This window comes from Aquimarina sp. (genome assembly GCF_977115655.1).
In genome coordinates this window covers 64,437-75,852 of the sequence record NZ_CDSBKO010000012.1, presented here as the reverse complement: position 1 = coordinate 75,852, position 11,416 = coordinate 64,437, and the positions used below count along the sequence as shown (strand labels likewise).

General features: G+C 34.1%; 12 protein-coding genes. 10 read left to right on the top strand and 2 right to left on the bottom strand.

Annotation, left to right across the window (positions count from 1 at the left end; genetic code table 11):
• Positions 1–3: 3 nt before the first annotated feature.
• Complete coding sequence (locus ACZIYX_RS07285) at positions 4–546, bottom strand: hypothetical protein (protein WP_462681551.1); 543 nt, start codon at positions 544–546, stop codon at positions 4–6.
• 338 nt (positions 547–884) lie between these two features.
• Between ACZIYX_RS07285 and ACZIYX_RS07280 the strand changes: the two genes are divergently transcribed.
• From ACZIYX_RS07280 to ACZIYX_RS07240, 9 genes are all read left to right on the top strand, one after another.
• Positions 885–1,136: a DUF2061 domain-containing protein gene (locus ACZIYX_RS07280; protein WP_462681550.1), complete on the top strand. Its 252-nt coding sequence runs from the start codon at positions 885–887 to the stop codon at positions 1,134–1,136.
• 33 nt (positions 1,137–1,169) lie between these two features.
• Complete coding sequence (locus tag ACZIYX_RS07275) at positions 1,170–1,796, top strand: phosphoadenosine phosphosulfate reductase domain-containing protein (protein WP_462681549.1); 627 nt, start codon at positions 1,170–1,172, stop codon at positions 1,794–1,796.
• Positions 1,797–1,849: 53 nt separating this feature from the next.
• Complete coding sequence (gene cysD / locus ACZIYX_RS07270) at positions 1,850–2,791, top strand: sulfate adenylyltransferase subunit CysD (RefSeq protein WP_462681548.1); 942 nt, start codon at positions 1,850–1,852, stop codon at positions 2,789–2,791.
• Positions 2,792–2,894: 103 nt separating this feature from the next.
• Positions 2,895–4,142: a sulfate adenylyltransferase subunit 1 gene (locus tag ACZIYX_RS07265; protein ID WP_462681547.1), complete on the top strand. Its 1,248-nt coding sequence runs from the start codon at positions 2,895–2,897 to the stop codon at positions 4,140–4,142.
• 106 nt (positions 4,143–4,248) lie between these two features.
• Positions 4,249–6,339 (top strand): HEPN domain-containing protein, encoded by a 2,091-nt coding sequence (locus ACZIYX_RS07260; protein ID WP_462681546.1) that lies wholly within the window; start codon positions 4,249–4,251, stop codon positions 6,337–6,339.
• A gap of 8 nt (positions 6,340–6,347) precedes the next feature.
• Positions 6,348–7,115, top strand: a complete 768-nt coding sequence (cobA, locus tag ACZIYX_RS07255; protein ID WP_462681545.1) for a uroporphyrinogen-III C-methyltransferase — start codon at positions 6,348–6,350, stop codon at positions 7,113–7,115.
• A 20-nt stretch (positions 7,116–7,135) separates the two neighbouring features.
• Positions 7,136–7,738 carry a precorrin-2 dehydrogenase/sirohydrochlorin ferrochelatase family protein gene (locus ACZIYX_RS07250; protein ID WP_462681544.1) on the top strand — a complete coding sequence of 201 codons (603 nt, stop codon included), beginning with the start codon at positions 7,136–7,138 and terminating at the stop codon, positions 7,736–7,738.
• Entirely contained in the window at positions 7,725–8,780 is a 1,056-nt protein-coding gene (locus ACZIYX_RS07245; RefSeq protein ID WP_462681543.1) for an NAD(P)/FAD-dependent oxidoreductase, read from the top strand. Before ACZIYX_RS07250 ends, ACZIYX_RS07245 begins: the two co-directional genes overlap by 14 nt.
• Positions 8,781–8,864: 84 nt before the next feature.
• Entirely contained in the window at positions 8,865–9,185 is a 321-nt protein-coding gene (locus tag ACZIYX_RS07240; RefSeq protein WP_462681542.1) for a 2Fe-2S iron-sulfur cluster-binding family protein, read from the top strand.
• Positions 9,186–9,364: 179 nt separating this feature from the next.
• Here ACZIYX_RS07240 and ACZIYX_RS07235 read toward each other — a convergent pair whose 3' ends face one another.
• Positions 9,365–9,613 (bottom strand): hypothetical protein, encoded by a 249-nt coding sequence (locus ACZIYX_RS07235; RefSeq protein WP_462681541.1) that lies wholly within the window; start codon positions 9,611–9,613, stop codon positions 9,365–9,367.
• A gap of 740 nt (positions 9,614–10,353) precedes the next feature.
• Here ACZIYX_RS07235 and ACZIYX_RS07230 point away from each other — a divergent pair.
• Positions 10,354–11,160 carry a hypothetical protein gene (locus ACZIYX_RS07230; RefSeq protein WP_462681540.1) on the top strand — a complete coding sequence of 269 codons (807 nt, stop codon included), beginning with the start codon at positions 10,354–10,356 and terminating at the stop codon, positions 11,158–11,160.
• The last annotated feature ends 256 nt before the right edge of the window (positions 11,161–11,416 follow it).

Here is an 11,416-nt window from a genome sequence, read left to right as displayed (position 1 = left end):
ATGTTATTTTTTTGTCAAAGTAAAAATTTGATCCCCTGTTACTTCAAAAGTAAAACCTTTTTGTTCAACAGTTTCTTTAATGTCGGTTTTTATACGCATTGTTTTATCCGTCAAAGTAATGATTTCAAAAGATTTGTTTTTTCCGGCAACAGTAGTAATTAATCTCGTATTTTCAACTTTCCATTCTCCAACTCCTAAAAAGTTAGGAACGATCTGTTCATAATCGATAGACTGTGTTGGGATTTTAATAGTAGCAATTACAGTAAACCCTCCAGAACCAACAAAAGTATTAGGTTTATTGGTATCAGAAAACTCGGTAAAAGTAATTTTTGCAGTATAATCCTTTCCGGTTATAAAGTAATTGCCACTTACAGGTATATTTTCAATAGTGGTAGAAACTTTTCCGTTTTCAGATTTTATTTCAGACAAGCTCCATTCTCCGGGTACTAATGAAGCATCTGCATTTATAGAAGAATCATCATCCTTTTTGCAAGACAAAAACAATGAGGTAGTTGCTATAAATAAAAGCAGAACATTTTTTTTCATTTCAATATGTATTTTAAGTTACTACTTGGTTTTGTTAACGAAATATATAAATGGCATATTGTAGATTCCTTAATAAGAACCCCTTTTTTAGGAGGTTTTTAAGGGTTGTTAATAAAAAATTAGTAGATTTTGTTTGATGAATTATTGGTGTTTATGCAGGTTATTTTAATAATCTACTAAGTTACTAGGGTTTTTGTTGAATATATCATAATTCTAATACTTTGTGTAAGAACTTCTTTGATTTTTATGCTGTAAATAAAATATTATATATACATTTGTTTAATAATCTACTAACCCGATAGGGTAATAGGTTTTTAAAAAAAATGATTGTAAACCAGATGATATTAGATAAAGTAGCTACGCAAAAATCAACGTATCAGGATGATAAATCCTCAGAAAAACCATTGCGTAGTATTGTAAAAGCAGTAAGCTGGAGAGTAGTAGGTACATTGGATACATTAATTGTATCTTTCCTGTTAACAGGTGAAATAGCACTTGCTACATCTATCGCATCTGTTGATTTTGTTACAAAAATGATTCTTTATTTCTTTCATGAAAGAATTTGGAATCGAATCAAATGGGGGAAATAATTGCTTTAAAAAGAAAAAGAAATTAAGTAAATCATGAGTTTTACAGAAAAAGAAATAGAAAGCTTAAATAAAACTCTAAAGGACAAAAACCCTTTAGAAATTGTACAATGGGCAGTTTTAAATGCGAAAACCCCCGTAGTAACCACTAATTTTAGACCTTATGAAGCAGCAATTTTATATGTATGCTCAAAAGCACTATCTGATATTCCGGTAATATGGTGTGATTCAGGTTATAATACACCAAATACATACAGGCACGCAGAAGAAGTTATTAAATTATTAGAGTTGAATGTTCAATTATATGTGCCCAGACAAACTACTGCACACAGAGATGTTGTTATGGGGATTCCGGATATAGAAGATCCTAAACATAAGGTTTTTACAGAACAAGTCAAGTTAGAGCCTTTTAAAAGAGCAATGGCAGATTTTAAACCAGATGTATGGTTTACTAATCTTAGAAAAGGACAAACAGCATTAAGAGACTCTTTAGATATCTTAAGTATGGGTAAGGATGGAGTGTTAAAGGTGAGCCCGTTTTATTATTACAGTGATGCCGAATTGGACACCTATTTAAAAGAAAATAATCTGCCAAACGAGTTTAAATATTTTGACCCTACAAAAGTATTAGAAAACAGAGAATGTGGATTACATACCAACTAATTTAGAGGAGCTTTTTAAAAATAGTATCAAAAACGTAATAGAATAGAAATTAAATGGAAGTGATTGAAAAAAATATAAAAGAAAAGGGTACAGATGCAAAAAGATTAACTGTAAACCCTCTGGAAAGTGAAGCAATTTATATTTTTCGAGAAGTAGTAGCACAGTTCGAAAAGCCAGTATTACTTTTTTCAGGAGGAAAGGACTCTATCACGTTAGTGCGATTAGCACAAAAAGCATTCTATCCCGCAAAAATACCTTTTCCGTTATTACATATTGATACAGGACATAATTTTCCTGAAACCATAGAGTTTAGAGACCGGTTGGTAAAAGAATTAGGAGTAGAACTTATTGTTCGTAATGTTCAGGATTCTATTAATGAAGGTAAAGTAATAGAAGAAAAAGGAAAATATGCCAGCCGTAACAGTTTGCAAACCACTACACTTTTAGATGCTTTAGAAGAGTTTAAATTTGATGCAGCAATTGGTGGTGCACGCAGAGACGAAGAAAAAGCAAGAGCAAAAGAACGTATTTTTTCGGTTAGAGATGATTTTGGGCAATGGGATGAAAAAAATCAGCGCCCAGAGCTATTTGACCACCTTAATGGAAAAATTGATTTAGGACAAAATGTACGGGTATTTCCTATCAGCAATTGGACAGAATTAGATGTATGGAGTTATATCGAAAAAGAAAATATTGAAATCCCGTCTATATATTTTGCGCATAAACGTAAAACCTTTGTTAGAGATGGTATGATTTGGTCTGCAGAAGATGATGTTGTTTACAGAGAAGAAGATGAGGTAGTACAAGAACGATTAGTTCGTTTTCGTACCGTAGGAGATATGTCTTGTACTGCAGCAGTATTGTCGGATGCAATAACAATAGATAAAGTAGTAGCAGAAATCAGAGAGTCCACAATCTCAGAAAGAGGAGCTCGTATTGATGATAAAAGATCCGAAGCTGCTATGGAAAAACGTAAACAACAAGGATACTTTTAGTGCTTTTTTGTCATTCCAGCGAAGGCTGGAATCCAAAATATAGCAAACACTTAAATTGAATATTAAATTAAAATACTCTCTATTAAGAGAAAAATAAATAGCTATGGAAGTATTAAAAATAGCAACAGCAGGAAGTGTAGATGATGGTAAAAGTACCTTAATTGGTCGTATCCTATACGATACAAAATCATTAACCACAGATAAATTAGAAGCTATAGAGACCAGAAGTAAAGCTAATGGGTTTGATTACTTAGACTTTTCGTTGGCAACAGATGGATTAGTAGCAGAACGCGAACAAGGAATTACTATCGATGTAGCACATATCTATTTTTCTACAAAAACAAAAAGTTATATTATAGCAGATACTCCGGGGCATATCGAGTATACCAGAAATATGGTTACAGGAGCATCAACTTCACAAGCTTCAATTATTTTGGTGGATGCCCGTAAAGGAGTAATAGAACAAACATATCGTCATTTTTTTATTAATAACTTACTAAGAGTTAAAGACGTTATTGTAGCAATTAATAAAATGGATTTGGTAGATTTTTCTCAGGAAAAATACGAAGCTATCAAAGCCGAATTTAAAACTTTAATTGCAAAAAGTGATTACAAAGAACAAAACATAACTTTTATTCCGGTAAGTGCTTTACAAGGAGATAATGTTGTGGATAAATCTGAAAATACACCTTGGTATACCGGGCAAACTTTATTGCAACATTTAGAAGAGTTGGACGCACAGGATGTGTACGAAAAAGCACAAGCTCGCTTTCCGGTGCAAACAGTAATCCGTCCTAAAAAAGACGAATTTCATGATTTTAGAGGATATGCAGGTAAAATATACGGAGGAGACCTTTCTGTAGGAGAAGAAGTGACAATCCTGCCCTCATTAACCACATCAAAAATAAAAGAAATATACTTTTTTGACCAAAAGTTTGAAACAGCAGGCAGAGGAAGCTCCTGTACAATTACATTAGAAGATGATGTAAATGTAAGCCGGGGAGATATGATTGTAAAATCATCTGAAAAACCAAGAGTAGAAAAACAGCTAACAGCAACCGTATGTTGGATGGATAGTAAAGATCTGAAGCCAGGAACAAATTATTTTATACAAAGCGGAAGCAGCAGGATTTTAGCCAAAATAAAAAACATAAGTGGTACCATTGCAACAGATTTTTCTGGAGAAGATACTACAAAAAGTACATTAGGCCTTAACGAAATAGGAAAAGTGAACATACAATTAAGCAAACCTTTGGCGATAGATTCTTACAGTAAGAACAAAGCCTCGGGATCCTTTATTTTGATAGACTCACAAAACAATAACACTTCTGGAGTAGGCTTCATCGATTAGATAAAAGCTGATTAAGGAAAGAAAAAAAGAACTTTTTTTTAAAGTAAAATATACCATACAAAAGTCATAACTATGTCCTTTTTTGAGGATAGAAATACGAAAAGAGATGCAAAGTTTTAGAACCGAAATAGAAAACCCAATTGTAGAAAAAGACATTATAGAATTAGCTAATAAAATAGAGCAATTTCATAATGGTAAGATCGATGAAGAGAAGTTTCGAAGCCTTCGTTTAGCTCGGGGGGTATATGGTCAGCGTCAGGAAGGAGTACAAATGATTCGTATTAAATTACCTTATGGTAAAGTATTGAGCAATCAATTAAGACGTATTTGTGAAGTATCCGATGAGTATTCCAGAGGTCGCCTGCATATTACTACACGACAAGATATACAGATACACTACGTAGATCTTAACAGAACGCCAGAGCTATGGGCAGAGCTCGAAAAAGATGATGTGACTTTAAGAGAAGCTTGTGGTAATACTGTTCGTAACGTAACCGCATCAGAAACAGCAGGAATCGACCCAAAAGAACCTTTTGATGTCTCTCCCTATGCAGATGCACTGTTCCGTTTCTTTTTAAGAAATCCTATTTGCCAGGAGATGGGGCGTAAATTCAAAGTGTCCTTTTCAGGAACAGACGAGGATACAGGATTATCCTATATGCACGATCTTGGTTTTATAGCCAAAATCGAAAACGGGGTACGGGGATTTAAAGTAATGTTGGGTGGAGGTCTTGGCTCACAACCAAGACATGCAGATGAGTTATATGGTTTTTTACCAACAGACAAGATTATTCCTTTAATGGAAGGGGTGTTAAGAGTATTTGATCGTCATGGCGAGCGTAAAAGCAGAGCCAAAGCCCGAATGAAATTTTTAATTAAAGATGTAGGGCTGGACGCTTTTAAAGAGTTGGTAGAGGCAGAGCAAAATGCAATAGTACAAAAAACAGTAGAGATTGATCCAGAAGCTTATAAAACTTCAACACCAAAAGAAATAGAAGTTCCAAAAACTGAAATTAAAGACACAAAAGCTTATGATTTATGGAAATCTGCTAATGTAATTGCTCAAAAACAAGAAGGATATGTAGCAATCGGAATAAAAGTATTGCTAGGGGATTTTTATACCGATAAAGCCAGATTGTTGGCAGACTTAGTAGAAAAATATGCAGCAGGAGAAATTCGGCTGTCTCTGCGCCAAAATATTTTAATCCCTTTTGTTAAAGAAAATGCCTTGCCATTTTTTTATCAGGAATTAGCCAAATTAGGGTTTGTAGAAGCAGGATATAATAAAGCCGTAGATATAACTGCATGTCCCGGAACAGATACTTGTAATCTGGGTATAGCCAGTAGTACAGGTATAGCTGAAGAGCTGGAAAGAGTTATAAAAACAGAATATCCGCAATATCTTGAAAAAGAAGATTTGGTGATTAAAATTAGCGGGTGTATGAATGCTTGTGGGCAGCACAACATGGCAAATATTGGTTTTCAAGGAATGTCAATCCGTACTAAAGATAAATTAGTAGCACCAGCATTACAAGTATTATTAGGAGGGGGAAATCTGGGAGACGGTAAAGGTCGTTTTGCAGATAAAGTAGTCAAAATACCAAGCAGAAGAGGGCCAGAAGCATTACGCAGGATTTTAGATGATTATGAAGCAAATGCAGAAGGAAAGCTTTTTGTTGATTATTATGCAGAAAAAGGAGAAAAATACTTTTACGATTTCCTTACCGATCTGTCCAATATAGATAATCTTACACAACAAGATTTTATCGATTGGGGAACACAAGAAGAATATATACAAGCAATAGGAGTTGGAGAGTGTGCAGGAGTAGTTATTGATCTAATTGCTACCCTGTTTTTAGAAAGCGAAGAAAAAATAGAAAATGCTGAAATATCTTTTGATAATGAAGTGTATTCTGATGCAGTTTATCACGCATATAGCTCTTTAATAAATTCGGCAAAGGCATTATTGTTGGCAGAAAATAAAAAAACCAATACACATGCAGGTATTATAAGTCAGTTTGATGAAGAATTTGTAGCAAATGGTAAAATAAATCTAAGCGGTACATTTTCAGATTTAATATACCAGCTTCAAAAAAATGCTCCAACAAAAGATTTTGCAGTAGATTATATTAAAAGTGCAAAACAATTTTTGAAAAAAGTACAGGAATTTAGGGCAATCGAGGTAGAAAACGCTTAAAATAAAACATGATTGATAAAACACCAAAATTAACAGTAGTAGGGGCAGGGCCAGGAGATCCGGATCTGATAACACTCAAAGCCATTAAAGCTTTAGAGTCTGCTGATGTGGTGTTGTATGATGCACTCATTAACGAGAGTTTATTGAACTATGCTCCTAAAGCAGAAAAAATTTTTGTTGGTAAAAGAAAAGGATGCTATGCATACCAGCAAGAGCAAATTAATGAATTGATCGTTAGCAGGGCCAAAAGCCATGGACATGTAGTACGATTAAAAGGAGGAGATCCATTTATTTTTGGTCGGGGAGCAGAAGAAATAGACTATGTAGGACAGTTTGATATAGAAACTAATATGGTTCCCGGGATATCTTCCTCATTGGCAGTACCAGCATATCAAGGAATACCTTTAACAAAACGAGGTTCCTCAGAAAGCTTTTGGGTGATTACGGGAACAACAAAATCCCACAAATTATCACAGGACGTATGCCTGGCAGCAAAATCAAATGCAACTGTGGTAATTTTGATGGGGATGAGTAAGTTAAGTGAAATAGTTAGTATCTTTGCAGCCGAAAACAAACAGGACGTTCCTGTAGCAATTATTCAAAATGGAACCACTAAAAATGAACATTTTGGATTCGGAACGATAAAAACAATAGAACAAGTAGTTAAAGAAAAAAAACTATCCTCTCCGGCAATTATTGTGATAGGAGAAGTTGTTAATAAAAAAGTAAAAATTGCTTCTGTCTATAAAGAGATAAAAGAAGAAATAGTATCTTGATAGATCAATATCCCTTTGTGATGGAAGAAAGAAATAATTTATATCCGGTTTTTCTAAAAGTTAAAAACCTCGAAGTACTTATAGTAGGAGGAGGTAATGTAGCCGAAGAAAAACTTACGTTCTTATTAAAATCCAGTCCGGATGCAAATGTAACTATAGTATCTCCTGTGTATAGAGATAATACAATAGCATTGGCAGAAAAATTTGGAGTGCAAAGGATACATAAAAAATATAACAAACGCTTTCTAAAAGGAAAGCATATTGTAATAGCTACTACAGATATTCCAAAAGTTAATATACAAGTGTACAAAGACTGTAGGAAGAAAAGCATATTGGTTAATGTAGCAGACAACCCGCCATATTGTGATTTTTATATGGGAGGAATTGTAACCAAGGGAAGTGTAAAAGTGGCGATTTCTACTAACGGAAAGTCACCAACCACTGCCAAACGACTACGTCAGTTTTTTGAAGAAGTAATACCTGAAAATATTGACGATTTAGTTAAAAATTTAAACGAATACAGAAAAACAATAAAAGGGGATTTCGAAGAAAAAGTAGAAACACTAAACGAATTCACCAAAGGATTAATAGGAAAAAAAGAAGTTGCAAATGATAAAGACTGATATTTTAATAATCGGAGCAGGGCCAACAGGATTATTTACTGTTTTTGAAGCAGGATTACTTAAGTTAAAAACACATCTTATAGATGCATTACCACAACCAGGAGGGCAATGCTCAGAGATATACCCTAAAAAACCAATATATGATATTCCTGGGTTCCCAGAAATACTTGCAGGAGATTTGGTGAGTAATCTAATGGAGCAAATAAAACCCTTTGAGCCTGGATTTACATTAGGAGAGAGAGCAGAGACTATCGAAAAACTAGAAGATGGTACATTTTTGGTAACCACAAATAAAGGAACCAAACATAATGCACCGGTAGTAGCTATTGCAGGGGGATTAGGCTCTTTTGAACCACGTAAACCCCCTATCCCGAATATCACAGATTTTGAAGACAAAGGAGTAGCATATATTATACGGGATCCAGAAGTGTACAGAGATAAAAGAGTAGTTATAGCAGGAGGAGGAGATTCTGCCCTGGATTGGTCTATTTTTCTGGCAGATGTAGCAAGCGAAGTAACTTTGGTGCATAGGCGAAACGAATTTAGAGGAGCTTTAGATTCTGTAGAACGAGTAGCAGAGCTTTCCAAATTAGGTAAAGTAAACTTAATTACAGAAGCAGAAGTAAAAGAATTAAAAGGAGAAGATCATTTAACCGCAGTTGGTATTAAACATAATACCAAAGGGTATATTCACTTTGAAACAGATTACTTTATCCCGCTATTTGGATTATCCCCAAAATTAGGGCCAATAGGAGATTGGGGGTTAGAAATAGAAAAAAATGCAATCAAAGTAGATAATTCTTACGATTATCAAACCAATATACCAGGTATTTATGCTATAGGAGATGTAAATACATATAAAGGAAAGCTAAAACTAATTCTTTCAGGTTTTCACGAAGCAGCAATTATGTGTCAAAGTGCATACCAAAGAATCCACCCGGATAAAAAGTATGTAATGAAATATACAACAGTAGGAGGAGTAGAAGGATTTGACGGTACCAAAAAAGAAGCTAAAAAAGAAGTTGTGAAAGCAATTAATTAGTAACTAAAAAATTATATTTTTGACCTCACAGGCTTTAAACCTGTGAGGTCTTTACTTATATTTGTACAACAAAAAAAGAAGGATATGTCAGACATTACTATAAAAATAAAAGATAGAGAAGGAGTAGTACATGAAGTATTAGCACCAACAGATATGGCTATGAATCTGATGGAAGTTTGTAAAGCTTATGAATTACCAGTTGAAGGCACCTGTGGTGGTATGGCAATGTGTGCTTCCTGTCAATGCTATATTTTATCAGATCATCAATTACCAGAGATGGGTCAGGATGAAGATTTAATGTTAGCAGAAGCTTTTTATGTAGAAGATAATAGTAGATTAGGATGTCAAATCCCGATTACCCCAGAATTAGACGGACTTGAAATAGAGCTCGCGCCAGAATCCTGATATACTACTCTAAAACTATAATAGTTTCCTTTGTAGGCTTTTTTATTCTTACCGTAATTTTTTGATAGTCCCGGTGTAACCCATTTTTATGTGCCAGAATATCCATTTTGGCCTTTCCTTTTGTGCTTCTAATTCCAACAGTAAGAGTAACTATGCGGTTATGGTTACTATAGGCAACTTCACCTTCTAATAAAAGAAAAATCAACAGGAGATAAATCGCCTGGTTTTTCTGCCACGTGATTATTTTTTTTAACTATCTCTAAAGCATTGTTTGTTAATGCTGGTTGTGCAATAACAGAACCATATCTATACGTAGCATTACCCGTGATCATAAAGAATACAGATATACAAGCTAGTATTCCTATACTTGGTAATAACCATTTCCAGTTCTTTTCCCACCAATTTCTGTTTGCCATTAATTCCTTCATAAATAGTTGTTGTATACGTGTCGATATGTAAAAGACATCTTTTTAAAAGTAGTTATAGCACAGTGTAGGTTCAATAAAGAGAACTACCCATATAGTGAGGGTTCTAATAGATCCCAAAGAGCTTAGAATCGATATTTTGACCCTTTTATTTGATAAATTATCAGTTCGAAACCCTTTCTAGGCGGCAATATTATTAAGTTAAGAATTTAAACTATTGATTTAAAGATTTTTAATGATGGATTCCGTTCTTCAACGGAATGACAAAATAACCAAAACACAATATTTTCTGCTTGTCATTTCCAGCGTAAGCTAGAATCCATGATGAGTGTAAAGGGATATTTTGCTTTTACAGATGTTTAATCCTCAAAAAGATACAGCTTAACTTAATGACATTGCCTTTCTAGGTCCTTCGAAACATATAAATAACCCTTAGAACCTTCATCGTATCAACCCAAAGCTTATGGAGATTGTATACAAATACCTTTTGGTTAGAAATTAAGGCGGTCTCACCAACCTGTGCCCTTTCTTTAAAAAAGGTGTTTTACCTCTCATAATTCTAGTCTATTCCCTATGTAAAATGGGGTCTTTACCTCTGTTTTCTTATACGGTACTAATATATTTTTGAGGTAGACCAGAAAATATTATACTATGTATATGGTGGTAAAATAGGGGGCAATAGATTGTAAATCTAGTATAAAATCTATTACATAATTAAGCTGAAAACACTAAATAAAATAAAAATGAAAACGATAAAATTAAGATACAGCATTTTAGTGATACTACTAAGTAGCATACTATTGTTTATAAATTGTGAAAAAGAAGAAGGATACGATACTATAGAAATATCAGAAGATATAAAAGTATCACAAGAAAAAATTGCAGACTCGTTAAAAGAAGTGACTTCTGCCAAGATGCCCCTTAACATAAATGGCTATTACAAAGCTAATGATGGAGGGCATTATTATATCAGGCATATAGGCAATAAAATATTTTGGTTTGGAGAACACCCATCAGGAAATTGGGCAAATGTGTTTAAGGGAGAAATAGAAGGAAATAAAATTACAGGATATTTCTATGATGTTCCTAAAGGAAGAATAGCAGGTTCCGGAACTTTAGAAATATCGGTTCTTTATAATGGAGTAATTCTTAGTAAAACTTTAGGAAATAATTTTGGAGGATCGGTCTGGATAAAAACTACAAAGCCGGCAAATCTTCCCGGTGCACGTCCGGCAGGATTTGGAGTTAGAAATGATATCAATAACCTAACCGGCAGATGGACAGGTGATGATGGAGGGTATTATTATATACGGCAAATAGGCAACCAGATAATATGGTTTGGAGAACGAAACTTTATATCAGGGCAACCAGCATGGTCTAACATAGCTTATGGAAGTCGTTTTTACAGTCAGTTATGGTTAGATTGGGTAGACGTCCCCAAAGGAGGAGCAAATAGTAGTGGGATATTGCGGGGAAGTATTGATGATGCTAACCATATAACGAAGGTGCATTCTACAGGAGGATTTGGAGGATCGAGCTGGAGCAGATAATAAAATAATGTATATATGTCTTATAAAGGTTGTCTGTTTTGGACAACCTTTGTTTTTATGATCTCTATACAGACTACTAATAATATTAGGGTATAAAGCCCCGTAAAGTTTCCGTTATTAGCCTGTTTGCAAAGGGTTTTTCACCTCTGCTATATGTCTTTTAGGTATCCTAATTTTGAAAAATATATAATTGATTTCCGGAACATCAATTCATAAGTCATCAGTATAATTATTTTTTACACAAAAAATTAAAACC

Excerpts from the sequence above, each read along its gene's own strand:
- ACZIYX_RS07285 (WP_462681551.1), bottom strand. The coding sequence starts at position 546 with ATGAAAAAAAATGTTCTGCTTTTATTTATAGCAACTACCTCATTGTTT.
- ACZIYX_RS07280 (WP_462681550.1), top strand. The coding sequence starts at position 885 with ATGATATTAGATAAAGTAGCTACGCAAAAATCAACGTATCAGGATGAT.
- ACZIYX_RS07275 (WP_462681549.1), top strand. The coding sequence starts at position 1,170 with ATGAGTTTTACAGAAAAAGAAATAGAAAGCTTAAATAAAACTCTAAAG.
- cysD (WP_462681548.1), top strand. The coding sequence starts at position 1,850 with ATGGAAGTGATTGAAAAAAATATAAAAGAAAAGGGTACAGATGCAAAA.
- ACZIYX_RS07265 (WP_462681547.1), top strand. The coding sequence starts at position 2,895 with ATGGAAGTATTAAAAATAGCAACAGCAGGAAGTGTAGATGATGGTAAA.
- ACZIYX_RS07260 (WP_462681546.1), top strand. The coding sequence starts at position 4,249 with ATGCAAAGTTTTAGAACCGAAATAGAAAACCCAATTGTAGAAAAAGAC.
- cobA (WP_462681545.1), top strand. The coding sequence starts at position 6,348 with ATGATTGATAAAACACCAAAATTAACAGTAGTAGGGGCAGGGCCAGGA.
- ACZIYX_RS07250 (WP_462681544.1), top strand. The coding sequence starts at position 7,136 with ATGGAAGAAAGAAATAATTTATATCCGGTTTTTCTAAAAGTTAAAAAC.
- ACZIYX_RS07245 (WP_462681543.1), top strand. The coding sequence starts at position 7,725 with ATGATAAAGACTGATATTTTAATAATCGGAGCAGGGCCAACAGGATTA.
- ACZIYX_RS07240 (WP_462681542.1), top strand. The coding sequence starts at position 8,865 with ATGTCAGACATTACTATAAAAATAAAAGATAGAGAAGGAGTAGTACAT.
- ACZIYX_RS07235 (WP_462681541.1), bottom strand. The coding sequence starts at position 9,613 with ATGAAGGAATTAATGGCAAACAGAAATTGGTGGGAAAAGAACTGGAAA.
- ACZIYX_RS07230 (WP_462681540.1), top strand. The coding sequence starts at position 10,354 with ATGAAAACGATAAAATTAAGATACAGCATTTTAGTGATACTACTAAGT.